The sequence below is a fragment of the Proteus sp. TJ1640 genome (assembly GCF_003144445.1).
Classification (GTDB): Bacteria; Pseudomonadota; Gammaproteobacteria; order Enterobacterales; family Enterobacteriaceae; genus Proteus; species Proteus penneri.
Window position 1 is genome coordinate 70,963 of the sequence record NZ_PENY01000022.1, and the last position, 25,704, is coordinate 96,666.

Below are 25,704 nucleotides of genomic sequence, written 5' to 3' on the forward strand. Positions count from 1 at the left end.
CCCCTGTTTATCACTAAACAGAGGCTTTAAAACATAAAGGAAAAATCAAACCGTAAATGGGTATTTTATTGCTTCATGGCATTGATAACCTTCAACAGTAAAATCATCCGTTGTTACCCATGTTTCGATATCTTCCAATGTTTTAATTTTTGGATTGATATGCAACGTTGGTAATGGTAAAGGCTCTCTTTTTAGCTGTACATCACGCATTAGAGGTAATTGATTTTCATAGATATGTGCATTGATTATCTTATGAAATGCTTTACCCGGCTTATGTCCTGTAATTTGAGCCACCAGCGCTAATAAAACAAAACACTGTATTTGGTTGAAATTTAACCCTAATGGTACATCACAGCTACGTTGATAAGAGGTTAAGTAAAGCGTATCACCCACCAATGAAAATGTGTGTGTATGCATACAAGGACGCAAACAACCTAACTCAGTTTCACCTGGGTTATAAAATGTTACGATCTCCCCACGATCATCTATCCCCTTAGTCAGGTTATCTATCACTTTGCGTAGTTGATCAAAATGGGAGCCATCAGGGCGTTGCCATTGACGTCCTTGAACACCATAAACACGCCCCATATCATCTTCACCTTTACGATGAGGGTTGTTTAACCATGCTCCATTTTCATTGGCGTTTGCATTCCATGTATTACAACCAATTTCACGAAATTGACCTGCATTGTCGTAACCACGTAAATACCCTAACAGCTCTGCAATTGCTGCTTTATAAAAGCTTTTACGTGTCGTTATCAGCGGAAATTGGTTATTCGCAACATCATATTCCAGATCGGCATTAATCACCGTTAAACAACGGGTTCCTGTTCGTTTATTATCAATCCATTGCCCTTCATCGATAATGCGTTGACACAATGCCAGATACTGCTTCATGTTGTCTCTCTTGTAATTAACTAATAATAAGAAATTTATCTCACACTATTTGTGAGTTGGTGTTGGGTTTTGTGGTGTCTTTTTATCTTGGCGATAAGCCCATACCATAAAAATAATACCCAATAAAATCATTGGAATTGAAAGTATTTGCCCCATACTCACACCACCAAATAATCCTAGTTGTGCGTCTGGTTGACGGAAGAACTCAACAATAATACGGAATGCACCATAACCAATCAGGAACAGACCTGACACACTACCTACAGGACGACTTTTGCGTACAAAGATATTCAGGATAATAAATAGCACCACACCTTCTAACAGCATTTCATAAAGTTGTGAGGGATGACGAGGTAAAACGCCATATTCTTGAATAATCGGCAGTAGTGTTGTTGGATCTTGAGCAACAAGCTGGAGATCTTCAGAACGAGAGCTTGGGAATAAGAAAGCCCAAGGCGTATCTAATGTGACGCGTCCCCACAATTCACCATTAATAAAATTACCAATACGACCTAAACCTAAACCAAATGGAATTAAAGGTGCTACAAAATCAGCCACTTGGAAAAATTTACGTTTAGTACGTTTAGCAAACCAAATCATGGCACAAATGACCCCAATTAAACCACCATGGAACGACATACCGCCATCCCACACTTTAAAGAGGTAAAGAGGATCATTTAAAAAGACAGGTAAGTTATAGAATAAAACATAACCTAAACGACCACCGATAAACACACCGACAAAACCAACATAAAGTAATGTTTCAACTTCATTTTTATTCCAGCCACTATTCGGTTTTGCAGCTCGACGATTTGCAAGCCATAAGGCAAAGACAAATCCAACTAAATACATCATACCGTACCAGTGTAATGAAACAGGCCCGATAGAGAACATTACAGGATCAATCTCTGGAAATTTAAGGTAGCTTATACTCATTATTCCCTACTTCACTTAATCAATAATTTCTGTATTGGCTATTTAATACCAACATAGAAAAGGCTTATACGAAGGCAGACTAAATACCTCCGCGAATTAATCCACCTAATCCTTGCCGTTCCATAAATTCAGAAGACAATTTTTTGATTTCTGTTGCTGTTTCAGCTTGCAACACTTGTTGCATAAAAGACTGTAACACCACAGGATCAAGATGGCGTAATAAGTATTTTACCCTAGGTAAACTACGACCACTCATGCTTAACTGCCTAAAACCGAGCCCTATTAACAGCAATGCCCCGATAGGGGTTCCTGCCATTTCGCCACAAACACTAACTGGCAACTGATAATATTGGCATTGTGTTGCAATCAAATTCAGTGAACGCAATAACGCAGGATGCAAATTATCATAGAGTGATGCTACATGGGTATTATTACGATCGACTGCAAGCAAGTATTGAGTTAAATCGTTTGTTCCAACAGAGATAAAATCAACCCGATTCGCTAATTGTGACAACATAAATACCAATGAAGGCACTTCAAGCATAATACCCAATGGAGGTGGAACACATTCACATTTTAGCTCTCGACTCACTTCATTACATGCGCGTAGCAGCAATGTTCTTGCTTCGTCAATTTCATCAATACTTGTCACCATCGGCAACAAAATTTTCAAATTTTTAAATTCGAGGTTTGCTTTTAGCATTGCTCGTAGCTGAATAAGAAAGATTTCAGGTTGATCAAGCAATATTCTTATGCCTCTCCAACCTAAGCAAGGATTTTCCTCATTAATGGGCATATAAGGAAGTTGTTTATCTGCACCAATATCTAAAGCACGCAATACAACAGGCTTATCAGGGAAAAAAGAGAGTATTTCGCGGTAGCGATTTTTCTGTTCATCTTCAGAAGGGAAACCGCTTTGTAGCATAAAAGGGATTTCTGTCCGATATAAACCAACGCCATCTATTCCCACGCTAATGCGTTGCTCGTATTTAATATTTAATCCCGCATTCAATTGAACGCTAACCGATTCACCATTTTTGAGAACAGCTTGCTGTTCAAGCTGATCTTCTGCAATTTGGCTTAATACACTTTCTTCATCAATAATCTGTTTATATTCTTGAGTAATAAAAGGCTCTGGTTCAATAAAAATCTCACCACGATAACCATCAAGAATAAGCATACGATTGTGTAAAAGCTCCGGTTGAATATCCGCGCCCATGATCGCGGGAATTCCCATTGCTCTAACAAGGATCGCAGAATGTGAGTGTGTTGCACCATCTCGCACAATCACACCTGCAAGCTGTTGCTCTGGTAACTCCGCCAATAAACTTGCGCTTAATTCATCAGCAACCAAAATAAAACGCTCTGGCCAAATATTAGTTGAACTTAGATCATCATCTAAATGAAATAATAAACGGCGCCCTAATGCTTTAAGATCAGAGGCTCTTTCTCTCATGTAGCCATCTTTCAGGCTAGAAAATTGTGACGAAACTTTCTCAACAACCACTTTTACAGCCCATTCTGCGACATATCCTTGAGTAATAATCGCTGTCATTTTATGTTTAAGCTGGGGATCATTAAGTAAATGAGAGTAGAGATCAAAAATAGCGGCACTCTCTTTTTGTGCATTCGCCATAAAGCGTTTACTAAAGCGACGACATTCTGCAGTGGCATCTTCTAACGCTACCGTAAGTCGATTTAATTCTGCTTTTATATCAAGTGCGCTGGCTTTAAATACATTTTCCAGAACTGGCTGGGAAATTTCTTGCCAACCATAAGCCATAACAACGCCAGTCGAAACTGAAAGTGCTTTAATCCGACTTTGGCGATATTGCCCAAAAAGCCCTTTAGTTTGTACTTGCGATAATGTAGCCCCGAGCTGTGTCGCCAGCGTCACCATAAAAGACTCTTCGCTTTCATTGAATAAGCGACGCTCTTTTTGCTGAACAACTAATACACCAAGGAGTTGGCGACGGTAGACAATAGGAACGCCAAGAAAAGCACGGAGATCGTCTTCTTTAACTTGAGGAAGGTACTTAAAACTAGGATGTTCGCGAATATCAGCGAGGTTGATAAGCTCTGAAAGACGCCCCACTTCACCAACCACGCCTTCATTAAATGAAAGACTAACCGCTCTCCCTCTAGGTTTTTTTAACCCTTTGGTCGCCATAAGATAAAAACAACTACGTTGTTTATCGGCAAGATAAATAGAACACACATCCGTGTGCATTGCCTGACACGTTTCCTTGACTAAGAGTTCAAGCGCTTCTGGAAGCCCAGCTGCCATAGCCACTTTTTCTACAATTTCTCGCAAACGTGTCAGCATAGTGTTATCTAATACCTTTTACGCCGATATCCATACGATGGACGCGGTAAAGACACTTGTTCTTGCAATGGCATGACTACTGGTGCGAACTCTTTCATTACACGTCGATAAACATCGCGTTTAAAAGAGACGACTTGTCGAACGGGGTACCAATAACTCACCCAACGCCAGCCATCAAATTCTGGCGTTTTGCTTTGTTGAACATTAATGTCTTTATCATTACTTGTTAACTGCAAAAGGAACCAACGCTGTTTTTGCCCAATACAAACAGGTTTTGTGTCCCAACGCACCAAACGCTTAGGTAACTTGTAACGTAACCAGTTACGTGTGGAGGCAAGAATTTTGACATCCTTGCGACTTAACCCAACTTCTTCGAACAACTCTCGGTACATTGCCTGCTCTGGCGATTCTCCAGGATTAATTCCCCCTTGAGGAAACTGCCATGAATGTTGCCCATAGCGACGAGCCCAAAGCACTTGCCCTTGCCGATTACAAATTACAATCCCTACATTCGGGCGGTAGCCATCATCATCAATCACTAGACTACCTCAATAACCAAATTTGAAAGATAACTCATTGTTTCATACTACCCACAAACGGTAAACCTCTATCAACAGACTTTGCATGGCGCGTGTATTTATCTACAATGGGAAAGTCTCAACGGGGTGCCTTTTTAGGCTGAGAAAAACTCGTGGAACCTGATCCAGCTAATACTGGCGTAGGGATTTGAGTCAGGATGTTGCAATATTCATTGGTTTGCTATCCTTACTCCTCAGATCCTACCTGACTTTTACTGAGGAACTAAACGTGTTAAATAAATCACTTCGCTTTACTTTCCTTCTGGGCGCACTGGGCATTATGGGCACTTTTTCAACTCAAGCCTTAGCACAAAAGCCCACACTCACTGTTTACACTTATGATTCATTTACCGCAGATTGGGGCCCTGGGCCTGCAATAAAAAAAGCGTTTGAACAACAATGTGATTGTGAGCTAAAACTGGTTGCTCTGTCTGATGGTGTATCACTCCTTAATCGCTTACGCATGGAAGGTGATAAAAGCAAAGCTGATATTATTTTAGGGTTAGATAACAATCTGATCCATGCAGCAAAAGAAACTGGACTTTTCGCACCAAGCAATATCGATACATCCAAACTTGCCTTACCTGAAAAATGGACTGACGATACCTTTGTGCCTTATGACTACGGTTACTTTGCTTTTATTTATGATAAAAACCGCGTCCAGAATCCGCCCAAAAGCATGGCTGAACTGTTAAATAGCAAAGAAAAGTGGAAGATTTTGTATCAAGATCCTCGCACCAGCACACCGGGTTTAGGTTTAATGCTATGGATGCAGTCACTTTATCCTGAAAACACGGCTACTGAATGGAAAAAATTGTCAGAGAAAACGCTGACAGTCACTAAAGGTTGGAGTGAGTCTTACGGCTTATTCTTAAAAGGTGAAGGTGATTTTGTGCTTAGCTACACATCATCCCCCGGTTATCATATTTTAGCGGATAAAAAAGATAACTATGCTGCTGCGATTTTTGATGAAGGGCATTACTTGCAAGTCGAAGTTGCTGCAAAACTCAAATCAAGTAAACAACCTGAATTAGCGCAGCAATTTATGCAATTTATGCTCACCCCTGCTTTCCAAGAAACGATACCTACAACCAATTGGATGTATCCTGTTATAGATATGCCATTACCGGATGTCTATTCCGTGATGCCTAAACCCGAAAAATCATTGCAATTCGATGCAGATATTGTCGCCAAAGAGCGCCAAACGTGGACGCGTAATTGGCAATCTGCGGTGAGTCGCTAATGGGAAAATGGCTTATCCCGGGGCTATGTGCCTCGGGTTTACTGCTTATTGTGGCATTATTGTCATTTGGTGCATTATGGATTAATGCGCCAAGTGGCGAATTATCCTCTATTTTTGCTGATGACTATTTATGGCATGTCGTGCGTTTTACTTTCTGGCAAGCCTTTTTATCTGCCTTATTTTCAATATTACCTGCCATTTGGCTCGCTAAAGCACTTTATCGACGCCAATTTAAAGGTAGAACACTTTTCTTACGTTTATGTGCCATGAGCCTTGTGTTACCCGTTTTAGTGGCACTTTTTGGTATTTTAACGGTTTATGGAAGAGTCGGTTGGATTGCTCAAATCTGTGAATGGCTGGGGATTAATTACCAATTTACCCCTTATGGCTTACAAGGCATTTTATTGGCTCACGTTTTTTTCAATATGCCATTAGCAACCCGAATGCTGTTACAAGCTCTCGAAAGTATCTCGCCAGAACAACGCCAGTTAGCCTCACAATTAGGCATGAATGGTTGGCAGCGTTTTCGCTTTCTGGAATTTCCTTATTTATGGCGACAAATACTTCCCACTGCGTCACTGATTTTTATGCTCTGTTTTGCCAGTTTTGCTACTGTACTGGCGTTAGGTGGAGGCCCTGCGGCAACAACCGTTGAGCTAGCAATTTATCAAGCATTAAGTTATGACTACGATTTACATCGTGCTGCACTTTTAGCACTAATCCAGCTCTTTTGCTGTTTAGGCTTAGTACTTATCAGCCAAAAACTCAAAGGTACACTCTTTATCGGAGATAGCCAAAAACAGCATTGGCGCGATCCCGATGATCCTATCTTTAGTAAAATAGCAGATGGTCTCATTATCACACTTGCACTCCTCTTTTTAGTGCCCCCCATTTTGGCCGTACTCACTGATGGTCTTAATAGCCAATTTCTACGTGTCATACAACAACCTGTACTTTGGCAAGCTTTTACAACCTCACTGATTATTGCTGTTGGTGCGGGTATTGTTTGCGTTGTATTAACGATGATGTTGCTATGGAGTAGCCGGGAACTTCGCCTACGCCACTTTAAAAAAGCGGGACAGGCTATGGAAATGAGTGGTTTGATCATTCTAGCGATGCCGGGTATTGTGTTAGCGACAGGCTTTTTTTTGTTATTAAACAATACGATTGGATTACCTGAATCGCCTTATATTTTAGTGATTTTGACCAACGCTTTAATTGCCATTCCTTATGCTTTAAAAGTGCTCGAAAATCCAATGAATGATATTGCTTCACGTTATGGTCTTTTATGTCAATCGCTTAACATTCAGGGTATCAACCGACTTCGTTGGATCGAATTACGAGCATTAAGAAAACCGATTTCACAAGCACTTGCTTTTGCTTGTGTTATTTCTATTGGTGATTTTGGTATTGTTGCCCTATTTGGTAATGAAACATTTAGAACATTGCCTTTCTATCTTTATCAGCAAATTGGTGCTTATCACACACAAGATGGGGCTGTAACAGCCATGATTTTATTACTACTTTGCTTCTCTCTTTTTAGCCTAATAGAACGATTCGCTGGAAAATCTTATGATTAAATTAGAGCACCTAACTTATACTTATGAACACCAACACCTCTTATTTAATCTAACGGTCAATGCCGGAGAACGCATTGCTGTATTAGGGCCAAGTGGTGCAGGTAAAAGTACATTGCTCAGTTTAATTGCTGGTTTTTTACCATCAGAAAAGGGAAGCCTGTTTCTTAATGGCCAAGATCATACCAAAACAGTACCGGCCAAACGCCCTATTTCCATGTTATTTCAAGATAATAATCTATTCCCACATTTAACTGTAAGGCAAAATATTGGCTTGGGGTTAAATCCAAGTTTAAAACTGACTAGAGAGCAAAAAGCACTATTAGAGAGTCGAGCAAAACAAGTAGCGCTCAGTGAATATCTTGAACGTTTACCTTCCCAATTATCAGGCGGTCAACGCCAACGTGTTGCCATTGCTCGTTGCCTTGTACGTGAACAGCCTATCTTATTGCTCGATGAGCCTTTTTCTGCACTCGATCCCGCTTTACGCATTGAGATGTTGGCACTACTTGAGCAGCTTTGCCGTGAAAAAGCGTTAACCTTATTGATGGTGTCTCATAGCTTAGAAGATGCAGCAAAAATTGCCTCAAGAGCGATTGTGATAGATAACGGTATAATTGTTTACGATGGAAATACACAATCACTAATAAATGGTGAAGTGGATCAATCACTTATTTTAGGTATTCCATTTAATTAATCTTAGCTTAAATTAACTGTATAAATAACCACTATATTGACTATAATAAACTCATCTTTAGTGAATAATTTGTGTTTATTAGGTGCTCATGATTGGTCATACGGAACAAGGCTTTATTCTTACCCGCCACTGGAGCGACACGCCAAAAGGTATTGTCGTCTCTTATTGGCTGGCGACAGATAATGGCCCACGTAAAGTTACAGTTCCTATGCAACGCGCTATCGGTTTTGTTGCCCGCCAACATGAAGCGGTTTTACGTTCACTCGTTAATAAAAACCCTGATATAGAAATTCGCCCTCTCGATTTAAAAGACTTTGAAAGGCAGCCTGTTTTTGGCGTCTACTGCAAACAATACCGCCAACTCGTCCAACTAGAACAGCAACTCAAAGAGCATCACATTCGTCTTTATGAAGCGGATATTCGCCCACATGAACGTTACATGATGGAGCGCTTTATTACCGCACCTGTCTGGTTTCGTTACCAACAAAATAATATTACGACATTAAAACCCGCACCTGATTATCGCCCTACACTGCGAACTGTCTCTTTAGATATTGAAACCAGTGAATTTGGTGAACTTTACTCTATTGGGCTTGCAGGTTGTGGCGATAATGTTGTGTTTATGTTGACAGATAATTTATCTACAGAGAATGAGAGTCAGCAATCCAAAGGTTATCGCTTATGTTATGTCAGTAGCCGATTGCGTTTAATTGAAAAACTGAATGAGTGGATACAACATTACGATCCTGATGCGATTATCGGTTGGAATTTAATTCAATTCGATCTGCGTATTTTGTACACACATGCCCAACGGTATGGTGTCAGTTTATTATTAGGCCGCCAAAATAGCCCGTTAGAATGGCGAGAGCATGGATTTAAAAAAGGTCATTTTTTTGCTTCGGCTCAAGGTCGTTTAATTATCGATGGAATCGAGGCTTTGAAAATGGCCACATGGAATTTTCCCTCTTTTAGTCTTGAATCCGTTGCTCAAACACTGTTAGGCGAAGGTAAAGCCATCGATACCCCTTACGCCAGAATGGATGAAATTAATCGACGCTTTAAAGAAGATAAGCCCGCACTAGCTTATTATAATTGGCAAGATTGTGTCTTAGTAAACCGCATCTTTGATGCAACCTCTCTTATGGCATTCTTATTAGAGAGAGCTTGTGTTACAGGGCTTTCCGTTGATAGAAGCGGAGGATCTGTGGCTGCATTTACGCATCTCTATCTCCCCTCAATGCATCGCATTGGATATGTTGCGCCTAACCAAGGTGAAAAACCTGAAGAGCATAGTCCCGGTGGCTTTGTGATGGACTCTACTCCCGGTTTATATGATTCAGTCGTTGTGCTTGATTACAAAAGCCTTTATCCCTCTATTATTCGTACTTTTTTAATCGACCCTGTCGGAATGATTGAAGGAACACATCAACCCGATGAAAAACTGGCTATTCCAGGTTTTCGCCAAGCGTGGTTTTCGCGGGAGAAGCATTGTTTACCCACTATTGTGTCGCAAATTTGGCATGAAAGAGATAACGCAAAATTACATAAAAATGCCCCGCTCTCTCAAGCTCTCAAAATTATTATGAACGCTTTTTATGGTGTTTTAGGCTCTGTGGGCTGTCGTTTTTTTGATCCTCGTTTAGCGTCATCCATTACACTACGAGGTCATGAAATTATGAAAAAAACGCGAGAATTAATTGAAGCTAAAGGTTATCAAGTTATTTATGGTGATACAGACTCTACTTTTGTTTGGCTTAAATCGCCACATACTGAGCAACAAGCCCAACAAATAGGGCATCAGTTAGTGCAAGAGGTTAACCAATGGTGGAAAACACACCTTTTTGAAACCTATCAACTTGATTGCAAATTAGAGCTGGAGTATGAAACACACTATCGCCGTTTTTTAATGCCCACTATTCGAGGGATGGAAACAGGTAGTAAAAAGCGTTATGCGGGATTAAGCAATGATAAAATGGTATTTAAAGGATTAGAAACTGTCAGAACGGATTGGACCCCACTCGCTCAAAAATTTCAACAAGAGCTTTATACACGCATTTTTCATCAGCAACCTTATCAGCAGTTTATTCGTGATTATGTCGCGGATACGCTTGCGGGAAAATATGATGATAGATTAGTGTATCGTAAACGGTTACGTCGAAAATTATCAGAATATCAGCATCACGTTCCCCCTCATGTCAAAGCGGCACGTAAAGCTGATGAATATAATTTATCCAAAAATAGACCTCAACAATATCAGCAAGGCGGTTGGATTAGTTATATAATTACCCCCTTGGGGCCAGAACCGTTAGAACACATTACCACAGCACCTGATTATGAGCACTATATCAATAAGCAGTTAATGCCGATTGCAGATGCTATCCTGCCTTTTATACAAGATGATTTTTCAACCTTGTTAAATGGGCAAATGACACTCTCATTTTAAGTTGTGTCATTTTGCAGGTGACGGTTTGCTTTGCATCTATTAACATAACGCCCCTTTGGTGATAATTAGCTTTTCTTTGTTCTAGGAATGCACTTTTTATCCCACAGATTTTAATGACAACACCGCAATACTGCATTCATTAATAATTCCTAAATTATATATTTGAGAGCTGAGTTTATATATATGCCTTTTACTCTTGGTCAACGTTGGATTAGCGATACTGAAAGCGAGCTTGGACTGGGTACTGTTGTGGCAGTTGATGCCCGCATGGTTACCTTACTTTTCCCCGCCTGTGGCGAAAACCGCCTTTACTCCCGTCATGATGCACCAATAACGCGGGTGATGTTCAATGCAGGGGATACCGTCACCAGTCACGAAGGCTGGAAACTCGCCATCGATAACGTTGTAGAAGATAATGGCCTTCTTATCTATCAAGGTGTACGTTTAGACACCGAAGAGCCTGCTCAATTACGTGAAGTGTTCTTAGATAACAAACTCACTTTTAATAAACCTCAAGATCGCCTTTTTGCAGGCCAAATCGACCGTATGGATCGCTTTGCCTTACGCTACCGCGCTCGTAAATTTATGAGCGAGCAGTTTAAGCAAGCTCAAAGTGGTTTACGTGGCATTCGTGCAAGCCTTATTCCTCATCAGCTTTATATCGCCAATGAAGTGGGTAAACGTCATAACCCTCGCGTATTATTAGCTGATGAAGTGGGTTTAGGTAAAACAATTGAAGCCGGTATGATTATCCACCAGCAATTAATGGATGGTCGTGCAGAGCGAGTGTTGATTATTGTGCCTGAAAGCTTACAACATCAGTGGTTAGTTGAAATGTTACGCCGTTTCAACCTACGTTTCTCTCTGTTTGATGATAGCCGTTATAGTGAATCTTTATTAGATAGCGATAACCCATTTGAAACAGAACAGATGATCATCTGCTCTTTAGATTTTGTGCGTAAAAATAAGCAACGTTTTGAACACTTGGTTGAAGCAACATGGGATATGCTGGTTGTCGATGAAGCCCATCACCTTGTTTGGAGTGAAGATGCACCAAGCCGTGAATATCAAGTAATTGAAGAGTTAGCTGAATCTATTCCTTCAGTATTGTTATTAACCGCAACGCCTGAGCAGTTAGGCCAAGAAAGCCACTTCGCTCGTTTACGTCTGCTTGATCCAAACCGTTTCCATGACTACAACGAATTTATTAATGAGCAACAAAAATATCGCCCTGTTGCCGATGCTGTTACTATTTTGCTATCAGGAGATGATTTAAATACCGACCAACAAAATATCATCAGTGAAATGATCAGCGAGCAAGATGTTGAACCATTACTGAAAGCGACAAATACCCAAGGCGAAGAACGCACCAAGTCTCGCCAAGAACTTATCCATATGTTAATGGACAGACACGGAACGGGCCGTCTGTTATTCCGTAATACACGCTCTGGTGTGAAAGGTTTCCCTAATCGCTTACTTCATGCGATTAAAATGCCACTGCCAACACAATATCAAACAGCGATTAAAGTTGCTGAAATTATGGCAGCGAAAAAGAGCCTCGAAGTTCGTGCGAAAGAGATGCTCTATCCTGAACGTATTTACCAAGAATTCGAAGGTGAAAACGCAACATGGTGGAACTTTGACCCCCGTGTTGAATGGCTACTGGGTTTCTTAACGGCAAATCGCAATGAAAAAGTTCTAGTTATTTGTGCGCAAGCAGCAACTGCATTGCAGTTAGAGCAAGTTTTACGCGAGCGTGAAGGTATTCGTGCTGCCGTCTTCCATGAAGGTATGTCTTTACTTGAACGCGATCGCGCTGCAGCCTATTTCGCGTCCGAAGAAGAAGGCGCACAAGTTCTGCTATGTTCAGAAATTGGCTCTGAAGGGCGTAACTTCCAGTTTGCTAATCAACTGGTTATGTTTGATCTGCCGTTTAACCCTGATTTATTAGAACAACGTATTGGTCGTCTTGATCGTATTGGCCAAAATCGTGACATTGATATCAGCATTCCTTATCTGGAAGGTACAGCTCAATCTGTATTGTTGCGTTGGTATCACGAAGGCTTAGATGCCTTTGAACATACTTGCCCAACAGGTCGTACTATTTACGACAGTAAATACGATGCTCTCATCTCTTATCTTGCACAACCTAATGAATTAGCTGATTTTGATGAGTTTATTGCGGCTTGTCGTAAACAACATGATGAAATGAAACTCAAACTTGAACAAGGTCGCGACCGCCTATTAGAGATGCATTCTAACGGTGGTGAAGTGGGTGTTGAATTAGCTGGTGAAATAGCAGCTCAAGATAACGATCCTGAGTTAGTGAACTTTGCACTGAATTTGTTTGATATCGTCGGTATTAATCAAGAAGATCGCAGTGATAGCTTAATTATTTTAACGCCATCCGATCATATGTTAGTACCTGATTTCCCTGGCTTACCACAAGATGGTTGCACTATCACATTTGATAGAGAGCAAGCGCTATCTCGTGAAGATACCCAATTTATCAGTTGGGAACACCCCATTATCCGTAATGGCTTAGATTTAATTTTATCGGGTGATACAGGAAGTTGTGCCGTTTCTTTATTAAAAAATAAAGCCTTACCAGTGGGAACGCTGTTAGTTGAACTGATCTATGTCGTAGAAGCACAAGCACCTAAACATCTTCACTTAAGTCGTTTCTTACCGGCAACACCCGTTCGCTTATTACTTGATCTAAAAGGTAATAACCTAGCCTCTCAAGTTGAGTTTGAAAGTTTTAACCGCCAATTAAATGCAGTTAACCGCCATACTTCTAGCAAACTGGTCAATGCGGTACAGAGCGAAGTACACCATGTACTCAAGGCTTCTGAACCGTTAATGGAAATCGAAGCGAAAGGACTGATTCAAAAAGCGAAAGAAGAAGCTGATCGCGTACTGACTCATGAATTATCACGCTTAGAAGCTTTACGTGCGGTAAACCCAAATATTCGTGATGATGAAGTCGAAGCCATTGAAAATGAACGAGCTCATATTCTTAACCATTTAGATGAAGCAACGTGGCGTTTAGATTCAATTCGCCTCATTGTTGTTACCCACCAATAATCACCGTTAAAGCGGGGAGTATTCTACTCCCCGTTGTTTTGATGAGATATCCACCATGATGGAAGTGTATAACCCGCCGACAGATCCTTGGTTACATGTTTTATATCAAGATGAGCATATTATTGCCGTCAATAAACCCAGCGGATTACTGTCAGTGCCGGGCAAAGCGCCCGAGCATCACGACAGTATTATGTCGCGCATTAAAGCAGAGTTTCCTAATGCTGAATGTGTACATCGCCTTGATATGGCAACCAGTGGCGTTATCGTTGTGGCACTAAATAAAGAAGCAGAGCGTGAGCTAAAGCGTCAGTTTCGTGAACGTGAACCCAAAAAAACCTATATTGCACGCGTTTGGGGACATATCGAAAAAGAAGAAGGGTTGGTTGATTTACCTTTGATTTGCGATTGGCCTAATCGACCAAAACAAAAAGTCTGTCATGAAACAGGAAAAGCGGCGCAAACTTTTTATGAAGTGCTGGAATATGAAGAGAATGCAACAAGAGTGAAACTCTCACCAATTACTGGGCGTTCACATCAATTGCGGGTACATATGTTAGCGTTGGGGCATCCTATTTTAGGGGATCGCTTTTATGCACATCCGCAGGCAAGAGCGATGGCACCTCGCCTGCAATTACATGCTCAGGAATTATTTATTACGCATCCTGCTTTTCGATCCCCGATACATTTTGAATGCCTTGCCGATTTTTAATGTCTTATGACACTAAAACAGTCACTGAACTCAATGAAGCAAGGAGCAAGCAAAGCGCTAATCCCATAACCCCAACAAGAACACGGACGTTTGACATGGATATAGTTCCTTTTTTAAGAGAAGAGAGAATGAAATAATTAAATTTCACTTATATTTTACCGTGATAAATAATAAACTCAACTCAGTCTAAGTTATCTCTATCACGAAATAATTCTCTCTTTTCTCATCTTCTTTTACAAGATGTTAACGAAATCCTTTTTCTTTTTTTATCAAATCGTAAGCAACTTGTATAGACTGTGCTTTTTGTTTTGCTATTTCCATCATTTCTGGTGGCAAACCTTTCGCTACAAGTTTATCTGGATGATGTTCTCCCATTAATTTTCTATAAGCTCTCTTTATAGTTTTAACATCATCATTTTCATCGACGCCGAGTACCTTACATGCATCGGAGAGCGTAGGGCCTTGAGGGTGAGGCTGATAGCCCTGTCCATTTTGATAATGAAAATTCTGACCAGCCTGCATCATTGCTAATATATGCTCAAAATGCGCACGAGAAAAACCGAGCTCATCAATGATAATAAACAGCATTTTTCTTTCATTTGGATGCAGTTGGCCATCCGCAAAAGCAGCTTGTAATTGGATTTCCAGAAACATCTGAAGTAAGTCACGGCGCCCAACACAAATTTGTCTAACACGTTGCAATGTGGCTCTTAATGGAAAATCAGGTGATTTACCTTCTCTAAAAGCTTGTTGTGCAGCTTGGCGACCGACACCATGCAGATTCATGCGATCCATCAATTCACTAGCAAGTGAGATATCAGTTTGAGTCACTCGCCCTTTTGATTTTGTTAAATGCCCTAAAACTTGGAAGGTTGCAGCAAAGAAAAAAGCTTGTCTATCACGCGTATAGCGACCACCACTTCCTAATTTACTTCGTTGCATGTCATAGAGATGCCCAAGAAAAACACCAATAACAATGCCCCAAAAGCCTATTCCAGCAAAACTACCGATGGTAAGGCCTAATAATTTTCCCCAATAGCGCATAGACTCCTCAAATCTTCGATGCTCTGCCTGCAATTTTGCATTATCATACTATTCATTTGCTTGCACACCTAACACCAAGCAACCTCTAAATAAACTTTTTCTTAAAATAAAGAGATTTGCTGTGTCTCTTTGGACAGAGGTAATGCTGTTTTCGTTTAAATTGTGTTAAAGTAAAATGAGTGACCAAACAAATAATTTTAGCGTTGTTATACAGCACGAAATACCGCATCAGCGCGGTGTTTTTTTGTTTCTAATAAGGCTATAACACTATTTCAACACAGAAACATCGAAAAAATGGGAATTAGACCTATTTTTCGGTTACCGTTAGAACAATGTTCAGAACGTTGGGCTGGTGTCGCATAACTCCCTGCGTTAGTTTCTAGCTGTTTATCAGCACGAAGCCACTGATGACGGAAGCACATAAATACTTATGAAAAAAAGTTATCCCACACTGCTGGCCACCCTAGTTTGGGCCACAATATATGGTCAGCCTGCTTATGCTGATCTTGCCTCCCAATGTTTACTGGGAGTTCCTGTTTATAATAAACCGTTAGTACAAGGCGATCCCAACAGCTTGCCAGTCACTATCACTGCAAATGATATGCAAGGTGAATATCCTCGCATGATCAAATATAAAGGTGATGTTGATATTAAACAGGGCAACCAAACCTTAAGTGCAGACAGTGTTGAACTAACACAAACTGAGGGAGAAACACCATTAAGAATGGTCACAGCAACGGGAAATGTCTCTTATGATGATCCTCAAATCATCTTAAAAGGGCCTCGCGCTTGGTCTAATCTTAATAATAAAGATACGGATATCGAACAAGGTAATTATCAAATGGTTGGCCGCCAAGGCCGTGGTTACGCAAATAAAATGCAAATGCGTGGCGAAAATCGCTATACCATTATGGATAAAGGTATGTTCACTTCTTGTTTACCGGGAGATGATAGCTGGAGCGTTGTCGGCTCAGAGGTTATTTTAGACCGTGAAGAGCAAGTTGCTGAAATCTGGAATGCACGTTTTCGCGTCGCTAATGTGCCTATCTTTTATAGTCCTTACCTTCAATTACCGATTGGCGACAAACGTCGCTCTGGCTTCTTAATTCCTAACGGAAGCTATTCTCGTAGCTCAGGCTTTGATTTCCAATTACCTTATTATTGGAATATTGCCCCTAATTATGATGCCACCATTACAACCAACTATATCAGTCGTCGTGGTTTAAAATTAGATAACGAATTCCGTTATTTAACAACCCCAGGACGCGGTACCATCGCGGTAGATTGGATTAATCACGATAGCCAATACAATAAAGACAAAGAAGAAAATAAAGCAGGCTATCTTCCTCGTGACACCGCTACACGTTGGTTATTCTACTGGGGCCACAGTGGTGTTATGAACAATGTGTGGCGATTTAATATCGATTATACAAAAGTAAGTGATAATAAATACTTCACTGATTTCACCTCTCAATACGGTAATACGACTGATGGTTATGCGACTCAGAAATTTAGTACGGGTTATGCACAACAGAACTGGAATGCCACATTAACCACTAAACAGTTCCAAATTTTCTCTGATAATAAAGATGCAAAAGCTTATCGAGCAGAGCCACAACTTGATCTGAATTATTATAAGAATGATATCGGGCCATTTGATTTCCGAACTTATGCTCAATTTGCGCGTTTCACCAGCGTGGGTGATAACACGCCTGAAGCAAATCGTTTCCATATTGAGCCAACAATATCCTTACCTTTATCAACTGGTTGGGCTAGCTTTAATAATGAATTGAAAGTAATGGCAACTCATTACGATCAAGATATTCCTGATGCGTATAAGCAAAAGAACCCTAATCAATTAGAAGATAATGTAAACCGTGTACTACCACAGTTTAAATCTGATATGAAAGTGGTTTTCGAACGCCAATATCAAACCAATAATATTACACAGACCCTCGAACCTCGTGTGCAATATCTTTATGTCCCTTATAAAGACCAATCTAATATCAACAACTTTGACTCTGCATTATTACAGTCAAACTATGGCGGATTATTCCGCGACAGAATGTACGGTGGTCTAGACCGTGTTGCCTCTGCAAACCAATTCACCACAGGGGTAACTTCGCGTTTTTATGATAGCGAATTAGTTGAACGTTTTAACGTTTCTATAGGTCAAATCTACTTCTTTGAGCGTCCAAGAACCGGTCCATCATCTATTGGTGAAATAATTAACAGTAAAGATGAAAGTGGCTCTATGGTCTGGGCGGGTGATGCTTATTGGCGTATCACTGATACCGTAGGTATGCGCGGAGGTTTACAGTATGACCGTCGTTTAGGTAGCGTCTCAATGGGTGATGCTATAATGGAATATCGTGCCGATAGTGATCATCTTTTACAGTTGAGCTATCGCTATGTGGATCGCGATTATATTCAAGCAACACGCGTTCGCCCTTATGATGGAAAAATGCAACCACTACCTGAATACCAAAAAGGTATTTCTCAAGTCGGCGTGGTCGGTAGTTGGCCATTAGCCGAACGTTGGGGCCTTGTGGGATCGTATTACTTTGATACCAAAGAATCAGAGCCTGTTAGCCAAATGGTTGGTCTACAATACAACACTTGTTGCTGGGCTGTGAATGTGGGTTATGAACGAAAAATTGTTGGCTGGAAAGTTGACCACAGCGATATTGATAATAAATGGTCTGTCAATGTGGAACTCAGAGGCCTAAGTAACAATCATAGTTTGGGTAGCCAGAAAATGCTTGAACGCGGTATCTTACCTTATCAAAGAGCATTCTGATTTAATCAGACTACGGAATTGGCTGAATAAATATGTCATCCCGCAACAAGATGCGGAAAACACATAATGGGAAACTTATGAAAAATTGGAAAACGCTGTTTATCGGCTTAATGATCACGGTCGGTGCAGCTACCAGCTCAACAACGTTTGCTGCACAAGAATTAAACCGTGTATCGGCTATCGTCAATAACGGTGTCGTTCTAGAAAGTGACGTCAATAGAATGCTACAGACTGTCAAAATGAACGCAAAAAATGCAGGTCAAGAAATGCCAGATGAGCAAGTTCTTCGCCAACAAATTCTAGAGCGTTTAGTGATGGATAACATCATTTTGCAAATGGCACAACAAATGCAAATTGATATTCCTGATGCCGCAGTAGAATCGACAATTCAGGGTATTGCTGCTGAAAATAAACTTTCACTAGATCAATTGAAAAAACGTCTCGCAGCGGATGGTATTTCTTACAACGATTATCGCCAAGATATTCGTAAAGAGATGATGCTAGCCGAAGTTCGTAACAATGAAGTGCGTCGCCGTATTACTATTTTACCTCAAGAAGTTGATTCTCTTGCTAAGCAAATTGAAGGCCAAGCAAGCCAACGTGTTGATCTCAACCTGAGCCACATCTTAATTCCATTATCAGAAAATCCTGCACCAGCTGAAATAGAAAAAGCCCAGCAAGTCATTACTCGCATTATGAATCAGCTAAAAAATGGTACAGATTTTGGTAAATTAGCTGCAACTTATTCTGCTGATCCACAAGCTTTAAATGGCGGTAATATGGGCTGGGCATCTATTGATGAATTACCAACGCTATTTGCGAAAGAGTTGATAGATGCGCAAAAAGGCCAAATCGTAGGGCCTATTCACTCTGGTGTTGGCTTACACATTATCAAAGTAAACGATATTCGTGGTGGCTCTAATACCCTCTCTGTTACGGAAGTTAAAAGCCGTCATATTCTGCTAAAAAGCTCACCAATCATGAGTGATGAGCAAGCCTATGCCAAGTTACAGCAAATCTCTGCCGATATTCGCAGTGGTAAAATAACTTTTGCTGATGCTGCAAGAGAGTACTCTGAAGATCCAGGTTCAGCATTGCGTGGCGGTGAGTTAGGATGGTCAATGCCTGATGTTTACGATCCGGCATTCCGTGATGCGTTAATGCGCTTAAATAAAAACGAATTAAGCCAACCTGTTCGCTCAAATTTTGGCTGGCATTTAATTGAATTAGAAGACACTCGTAGTGTTGATAAAACAGATGCCGCTAATAAAGAACAAGCATACCGTTTACTCTTCAACCGTAAATTTAATGAAGAAGTACAAAACTGGATGCAAGAGCTACGAGTAGGGGCTTATGTGAAAATAATGAACGAGAATAATGCAAACTAAGCAAATAAAACCACTTGTTATCACCCCCGGCGAACCAGCCGGGGTTGGTCCTGACCTAATTATCTCATTAGCACAAATGAGTTGGGATTTACCTTGGGTTGTTTGTGCTGATCCTCAGTTACTTAAAACAAGAGCAGAATTATTAAACCTGCCTCTTTCATTAGTTGAATACGATCCTGCCACACCACCTCAAACACACACACCAAGCCAAATTTGTGTACTCCCAATCACACTTCACACCAATGTCATTCCAAGTACATTAGATGCGCGCAATGGATTATACGTTGTAGAAACATTAGCTCGTGCTTGTGATGGTTGCCTAAACGGTGAATTTGCAGCACTCGTGACGGGGCCGGTTCATAAAGGCATAATCAATGATGCAGGTGTGCATTTTACTGGACACACCGAGTTTTTTGCTGATCGTAGCCACTGTGAACGTGTTGTCATGATGCTAGCAACAGATACATTAAGAGTTGCATTAGCAACCACACATTTGCCTCTGCGAGATGTCGCTGATGCAATTACAGGCGAGCTTCTGCATGAAATTATCACTATTTTAAACCACGATTTAAAAACCAAATTTGGCATAGCAGAACCTCAAATTTACGTTTGTGGCCTTAATCCTCATGCGGGAGAAAGCGGTCATATGGGACGTGAAGAAATTGATATTATTGAGCCTGCATTAGCACAATTACGTCAGCAAGGCGTTCATCTTCATGGACCTTATCCTGCTGATACTTTATTTCAACCAAAATATTTAACACATGCTGATGCGGTACTTGCGATGTATCACGATCAGGGATTACCTGTGCTAAAATATGAAGGTTTCGGTCGTGCCGTGAATATCACTCTCGGTCTTCCTTTTATCCGTACTTCTGTTGATCATGGCACCGCCCTTGAGCTTGCAGGTACGAAAAGCGCAGATGCTGGCAGTTTTTGCACCGCATTAAATTTAGCCATTAATATGATACAAAATTGTAATGAATAATAGAGTCCATCAGGGGCACTTTGCCCGCAAACGCTTCGGGCAGAACTTTTTAACAGACAGCTATATTATTGAAAGTATTGTTGAATCCATTTACCCTCAACCTGGTCAAGCCATTGTTGAAATTGGCCCTGGTTTAGGAGCAATTACAGAACCAGTAGGCGCAAGAATGGATAAAATGACGGTTGTAGAAATTGACCGTGATTTAGCCGCTCGTTTAGAAGTTCATCCTACATTAAAAGACAAGCTGACCATTATTCAGCAAGATGCAATGACGATCGATTTTGCACAATTAGCAAAAGAGCGTCAGCAGCCTCTGCGTGTTTTTGGTAACTTACCTTATAACATTTCTACACCACTCATGTTCCACTTATTCAGTTTTGCCGACGCAATTTCTGATATGACATTTATGTTGCAAAAAGAGGTGGTTAATCGCCTTGTTGCGGGTCACGGTAGCAAAACTTATGGTCGCTTAAGTGTGATGGCGCAATATTATTGCCAAATCATCCCTGTACTTGAAGTTCCACCAACTTCATTTAAACCTGCACCTAAAGTTGATTCAGCGGTTGTTCGTTTGATCCCTTACAAAGAAAAACCATACCCAGTAACGGATATTGCAATGCTTAGCCGTATTACCGCTCAAGCATTCAATCAACGCCGTAAAACACTACGCAATAGCTTAGGTGGGTTACTCACAGCAGAAGATATGATAGCACTTGATATCGATCCAACAGCAAGAGCTGAAAATATCTCTGTTGAGCAATATTGCAAAGTGGCAAACTGGTTATCGCAAAAGCAAGACTCACTAGCATAAGATAAAGCCAGAGACAGGAGGCACTATGTTCACCTCATCAAAAGTGGCGATACAGGTACAAAGCGTTTACATTGAAAGCCAATCATCTCCTGAAGATGAACGATATGTTTTTGCTTATACCATATCAATTCATAATTTGAATAAATGTGCAATTCGCCTCCTGCGCCGCTATTGGTTAATCACCAATGCACAAGGTAATACCACTGAAGTCCGAGGTGAAGGTGTTGTCGGCGAACAGCCCCTTATCGAGCCAGGCACACAATACCGCTATACCAGTGGAGCCGTTCTTGAAACACCAATGGGAACAATGGAAGGTCATTATGAAATGATTGACACTGATGGTCGATTATTTCAAATCGAGATCCCTGTTTTCCGCCTTGCACTCCCAACATTGATAAACTAACTATGGCAACTTATTTAATTGGTGACATTCATGGTTGTTACCGTGAATTGCGCCACCTTCTTGATAAAGTCAGTTTCGAGCCAGCACAAGATACATTATGGTTAACAGGAGATCTTGTTGCACGAGGCCCTGACTCACTTGAAGTACTGCGCTTTGTAAAAAGTTTAGGCAATTCACTAAAGCTCGTCTTGGGCAATCATGATCTTCATCTTTTAGGTGTATTTGCAAAAATTAGTCGCAATAAACCAAGAGATAAGCTGAATGACTTACTTAATGCGTCTGATGCAGATGAATTAATTAATTGGTTAAGACGTCAACCTGTATTGCAAGTTGATGAAGACAAGAAAATCATCATGGCTCATGCTGGGATCACGCCACAATGGGATTTAGAAACAGCTAAAATGTGTGCGCGTGAAGTTGAAGCTATTTTAAGTAGTGATAGCTATCCTTTATTTATTAACTCAATGTATGGCGATTTACCAAACAATTGGTCACCAGAACTTTCGGGGCTAGCACGATTACGCTTCAGTACTAATGCACTCACTCGTATGCGTTACTGCTTTCCCAATGGTCAGCTCGATATGATTTGTAAAGATAAACCACAAGACGCACCAGCACCATTAAAGCCTTGGTTCGATTTACCAAGCCAATTACCTGAAAGTTATAGCATTGTATTTGGGCATTGGGCCTCTCTTGAAGGAAAAGGCACTCCTGATAATGTTTATGCGTTAGATACGGGATGTTGTTGGGGTGGTAATCTCACTTGTTTACGTTGGGAAGACAAACAATATTTCACTCAATCAAGCCTATCTGCTCCCAAATAACGCACTTATTATCCCTTTACTTCTTCTTGCGCAAAATGGCGACATTGCCTTTTGCGCTATATCGATTTTACCCTCACATATGACTTAATGACTCTTTTTTATTCTAAAGAGAACGTTTTATACACAAAAACGAACACCTTAAAATACCCATAAATTTAATCATTAATAATCAATACGTTATTTTTTTTCACAGTAAAATAAGTATCAAAAAATACGATATTAGGAATAAAAAACCTCTATATTGATTAATATCTCATATATTATTCTTATAAAATGAATTTATTAAAATATAAATAATGATTAGCTTAAAATAAATCTCTGTTTATAAAAAATATTTAAGTAGAATAATAAATCTTGCTTCTTATTATTTTTATATGAATAAAATAGGAATAATAAAAAGGGAGATATTTAATCTCCCTTTTTATTTAATTCTTGTTATTTTCTTCTTTTTAATATTTCGAAGCAGTAGTTATGAGAGTTATTTTCATCTGCTTCATGATATTCCATAAAAGTAGAATCCCACTCATCAGGCTCATAATCTGGGAATGTTGTATCACCGATGACTTCAGCATCGATGTGAGTTAGATAAAGTGTATTTGCCATAGGCAGAAATTGCTCATACACTTTACCGCCTCCTATAACCATGATTTCCTCATGATTTTCAGCAGCTTGCAAAGCTTCTTCTACAGACTTCACCCAAACAACTTCACTATCTGTTCCTGGTTGACTACTTAACACAATATTGAGACGATTCGGTAAAGGACGACCAATAGATTCATAAGTCACCCGACCCATAATAACGGGTTTATTTAGCGTATTCTTTTTAAACCATGCGAGGTCACCTGGTAATGTCCAAGGCATTGCCTTTTCCATACCAATAATGCGATCCATCGCTAATGCTGCGATTAAACTAATATTCATTTACACACCTACGGGTAAAGATGGGGAAAAAAACTGCTCACACTATACGTAAAGCTAAAACTTGAGTCGATACAAATTATGCTTCCTTGATAATAAATAATTGCTTTATACTCGAAGTGTTAACCTAATCATATAAGATTCAATCATTATAATATTGTTATATACAAGGCGCTATTATGCTTGAAACTTCTTTAGTTGTTTTTACAATTGCTTTACTCGGTATGATCTCACCAGGCCCTGACTTTTTTCTCGTTGTAAAAAATGCGGCGCGTTATCAACGATCTGCAGCAATGATGACTGCAATGGGAATTGTGGTAGCATTACTTGTGCATATGTCATATTGTGTTGCCGGTATTGCTGTACTTATCACCACAACACCTTGGCTCTTTTCCATTTTAAAATATGCCGGAGCCGCGTATTTACTCTGGATTGGTTTTCATAGCTTACTCTCAAAATCTAATCATTCGATTGATGATAAAGCAACACAACATTCACAAATCAGCTTTAAGAAAGCTTTTATGCAAGGTTTTCTCTGTAATTTACTCAACCCTAAAGCCACTTTGTTCTTTCTTGCCGTTTTCACTCAGGTATTAAGTATCAATTCAAGCATCGGTGAAAAATTATGGTATGCCTTTATTATTTGGGGATTAGCTGTCGTTTATTGGCCTTTGCTCGTCTTATTAATTCAAAGTGCACCTGTGAGAAAAGTACTCAATAAAATCCAAAAAAGTATTGATAAAGTACTGGGTGTAGTACTGATCGGTTTGGGGATTAAAGTCGCACTGAGTTAAGCAATAGAACATCATATAGCCATAAGCTATATGATGTTTTTTATTTCAAATAAGATAATAAATCATTTAATGTATTTTGATTAAACTGTAAATAGCTATTAACATTAGCTTCATTAAGCTCTAACTCGTTAATCTCGCTGATAATATTTTTAATATATGATGCTTTATTTCTATTCTTCTCTTTATATTCGTCAAAAATTAATTTTATTTTATCTTTATATATATCATTACTATTATCAAAGGTTTCATACACCTCAAAATTAAAATTAATCGATTTATTATCGTTCATCATAACTTCTTGCATATAGGATGGTAACAACACTTTCAAATTATTACCAATCGTCTGTATCTTTGGGTTATTCTCAAAGCTACTAAGATGTGTTTTTATATTTCTTAATATATTTTCTAATTTTAATAAAAAAATTTCGCTTCTCATTTCTTTTTCTTTTAAATTATGTATAAATTTAATTAAATTGATAATCGAATCTTTTTTATTTATTTTATTAATTTTTTTCAAATCACCGATATTTTTTATTTTTCTAATTTTATTCTCTTCACTTCTCCCATCACCATAAATAGAATCTAGTAATTTAAAAATCCTCTCTTTATAAAAGATATCATTTCTTGATATAAATTTAAAATTTCTCTCATTACCAGTTTGCTTTAATATATTTTCATTATTTTTATTTTCTATTGAATACATAAAGTTATTTAAAATTGAATATAACAATAAGAAATCACCCTTTGTTTTTATATTATTTTTCAAATAGCTATTAATAAATTTATTTTCATCTATATCGCTTTTCATCCTTCGTTGTAAAAATGAGGAAATTTCATTATTAAGATTACAATAATTTATCGTAACTCTATCAGAATTAATAACTTTCTTATCCAACGAACTTAAAAAAAAGAAATTATTTACTTCTTCATATTTATTATGTTCTAAAATTAAATCACATTTTACTTTGATATTTGCTATTTCTTTTATAAAATCAAAAATCCTTTGAAAAAAACCACTCTTCTTATATGATAAAATGAAATCCCTATTTATATTATCAATTTTATCAATTAAATCTTTTACTCCATAATCACCATTACTCCCCCCCCCTTTATAATGAATAATATATTTTACATCTCTTAAAGTAGCATCATTAATAGCAATCATAACATCTCCTTATTGTCACTTAAAAATAAAATAACAACATTAATTTTAATACAAAAAAAAGCCCTTATTACTAAGG

Annotated in this window: 20 protein-coding genes and 1 riboswitch; of the genes, 13 read left to right on the plus strand and 7 right to left on the minus strand. The window is 39.3% G+C overall.

The genetic code is table 11. The annotated features are described in order from the left end of the window. Positions 1–45 precede the first annotated feature (45 nt). The 4 genes from DK861_RS09755 to rppH form a co-directional block, all read right to left on the minus strand. A complete protein-coding gene (locus DK861_RS09755) occupies positions 46–897 on the minus strand; it encodes a thymidylate synthase (protein WP_006535953.1) in 852 nt (283 codons plus the stop codon). A gap of 45 nt (positions 898–942) precedes the next feature. Continuing rightward, positions 943–1,833 (minus strand): prolipoprotein diacylglyceryl transferase, encoded by an 891-nt coding sequence (lgt, locus tag DK861_RS09760; RefSeq protein ID WP_006535954.1) that lies wholly within the window; start codon positions 1,831–1,833, stop codon positions 943–945. A 79-nt stretch (positions 1,834–1,912) separates the two neighbouring features. Next, on the minus strand, positions 1,913–4,159 hold the full coding sequence (gene ptsP, locus DK861_RS09765) for a phosphoenolpyruvate--protein phosphotransferase (RefSeq protein WP_072064285.1): 2,247 nt from the start codon (positions 4,157–4,159) through the stop codon (positions 1,913–1,915). Positions 4,160–4,167: 8 nt separating this feature from the next. Beyond that, the gene (gene rppH / locus DK861_RS09770; RefSeq protein WP_036934096.1) at positions 4,168–4,698 is read right to left on the minus strand and encodes an RNA pyrophosphohydrolase; all 531 of its coding nucleotides are present in this window, start codon (positions 4,696–4,698) and stop codon (positions 4,168–4,170) included. A gap of 112 nt (positions 4,699–4,810) precedes the next feature. Further along, a riboswitch (TPP riboswitch) is annotated at positions 4,811–4,902 on the plus strand. 64 nt (positions 4,903–4,966) lie between these two features. Here rppH and thiB point away from each other — a divergent pair. The 6 genes from thiB to rluA all read left to right on the plus strand — a co-directional run bounded on the left by thiB (position 4,967) and on the right by rluA (position 14,493). Then, the gene (gene thiB, locus DK861_RS09775; RefSeq protein ID WP_232240014.1) at positions 4,967–5,980 is read left to right on the plus strand and encodes a thiamine ABC transporter substrate binding subunit; all 1,014 of its coding nucleotides are present in this window, start codon (positions 4,967–4,969) and stop codon (positions 5,978–5,980) included. Further along, positions 5,956–7,560, plus strand: a complete 1,605-nt coding sequence (gene thiP, locus DK861_RS09780; RefSeq protein WP_109399962.1) for a thiamine/thiamine pyrophosphate ABC transporter permease ThiP — start codon at positions 5,956–5,958, stop codon at positions 7,558–7,560. Before thiB ends, thiP begins: the two co-directional genes overlap by 25 nt. Next, positions 7,553–8,254 carry a thiamine ABC transporter ATP-binding protein ThiQ gene (thiQ, locus tag DK861_RS09785; RefSeq protein ID WP_109399963.1) on the plus strand — a complete coding sequence of 234 codons (702 nt, stop codon included), beginning with the start codon at positions 7,553–7,555 and terminating at the stop codon, positions 8,252–8,254. The genes thiP and thiQ overlap by 8 nt, the downstream gene beginning before the upstream one ends. 88 nt (positions 8,255–8,342) lie before the next feature. After that, entirely contained in the window at positions 8,343–10,697 is a 2,355-nt protein-coding gene (locus DK861_RS09790; RefSeq protein WP_109399964.1) for a DNA polymerase II, read from the plus strand. A 183-nt stretch (positions 10,698–10,880) separates the two neighbouring features. Further along, positions 10,881–13,784, plus strand: a complete 2,904-nt coding sequence (gene rapA, locus DK861_RS09795) for an RNA polymerase-associated protein RapA (RefSeq protein ID WP_109399965.1) — start codon at positions 10,881–10,883, stop codon at positions 13,782–13,784. Between the two features lie 55 nt (positions 13,785–13,839). Further along, positions 13,840–14,493, plus strand: coding sequence for a bifunctional tRNA pseudouridine(32) synthase/23S rRNA pseudouridine(746) synthase RluA (gene rluA / locus DK861_RS09800; RefSeq protein WP_109399966.1), 654 nt, complete (start codon positions 13,840–13,842; stop codon positions 14,491–14,493). Between the two features lie 243 nt (positions 14,494–14,736). Here the strand turns inward: rluA and djlA are convergent, their stop codons facing one another. Continuing rightward, positions 14,737–15,537, minus strand: coding sequence for a co-chaperone DjlA (gene djlA / locus DK861_RS09805; protein ID WP_072064291.1), 801 nt, complete (start codon positions 15,535–15,537; stop codon positions 14,737–14,739). A 430-nt stretch (positions 15,538–15,967) separates the two neighbouring features. Between djlA and lptD the strand changes: the two genes are divergently transcribed. The 6 genes from lptD to apaH are packed head-to-tail and all read left to right on the plus strand — an operon-like array spanning position 15,968 to position 22,751. Continuing rightward, positions 15,968–18,337 (plus strand): LPS assembly protein LptD, encoded by a 2,370-nt coding sequence (lptD, locus tag DK861_RS09810; RefSeq protein WP_109399967.1) that lies wholly within the window; start codon positions 15,968–15,970, stop codon positions 18,335–18,337. A gap of 50 nt (positions 18,338–18,387) precedes the next feature. Next, positions 18,388–19,725, plus strand: coding sequence for a peptidylprolyl isomerase SurA (gene surA / locus DK861_RS09815; RefSeq protein ID WP_109399968.1), 1,338 nt, complete (start codon positions 18,388–18,390; stop codon positions 19,723–19,725). After that, positions 19,715–20,713 (plus strand): 4-hydroxythreonine-4-phosphate dehydrogenase PdxA, encoded by a 999-nt coding sequence (gene pdxA, locus DK861_RS09820; RefSeq protein ID WP_006535976.1) that lies wholly within the window; start codon positions 19,715–19,717, stop codon positions 20,711–20,713. Before surA ends, pdxA begins: the two co-directional genes overlap by 11 nt. Beyond that, positions 20,706–21,524: a 16S rRNA (adenine(1518)-N(6)/adenine(1519)-N(6))-dimethyltransferase RsmA gene (rsmA, locus tag DK861_RS09825; RefSeq protein WP_109399969.1), complete on the plus strand. Its 819-nt coding sequence runs from the start codon at positions 20,706–20,708 to the stop codon at positions 21,522–21,524. The genes pdxA and rsmA overlap by 8 nt, the downstream gene beginning before the upstream one ends. 25 nt (positions 21,525–21,549) lie before the next feature. Beyond that, positions 21,550–21,927: a Co2+/Mg2+ efflux protein ApaG gene (apaG, locus tag DK861_RS09830; protein ID WP_006535978.1), complete on the plus strand. Its 378-nt coding sequence runs from the start codon at positions 21,550–21,552 to the stop codon at positions 21,925–21,927. Positions 21,928–21,929: 2 nt separating this feature from the next. After that, positions 21,930–22,751, plus strand: a complete 822-nt coding sequence (apaH, locus tag DK861_RS09835; protein ID WP_109399970.1) for a bis(5'-nucleosyl)-tetraphosphatase (symmetrical) ApaH — start codon at positions 21,930–21,932, stop codon at positions 22,749–22,751. A 435-nt stretch (positions 22,752–23,186) separates the two neighbouring features. On the opposite strand, the gene folA is transcribed toward apaH, so the two are convergent. Beyond that, a complete protein-coding gene (gene folA / locus DK861_RS09840) occupies positions 23,187–23,672 on the minus strand; it encodes a type 3 dihydrofolate reductase (RefSeq protein ID WP_109399971.1) in 486 nt (161 codons plus the stop codon). Positions 23,673–23,848: 176 nt separating this feature from the next. Between folA and DK861_RS09845 the strand changes: the two genes are divergently transcribed. Further along, positions 23,849–24,463 (plus strand): LysE family translocator, encoded by a 615-nt coding sequence (locus DK861_RS09845; RefSeq protein WP_109399972.1) that lies wholly within the window; start codon positions 23,849–23,851, stop codon positions 24,461–24,463. 40 nt (positions 24,464–24,503) lie between these two features. Here DK861_RS09845 and DK861_RS09850 read toward each other — a convergent pair whose 3' ends face one another. Beyond that, on the minus strand, positions 24,504–25,628 hold the full coding sequence (locus DK861_RS09850; RefSeq protein ID WP_109399973.1) for a hypothetical protein: 1,125 nt from the start codon (positions 25,626–25,628) through the stop codon (positions 24,504–24,506). Positions 25,629–25,704 lie beyond the last annotated feature (76 nt).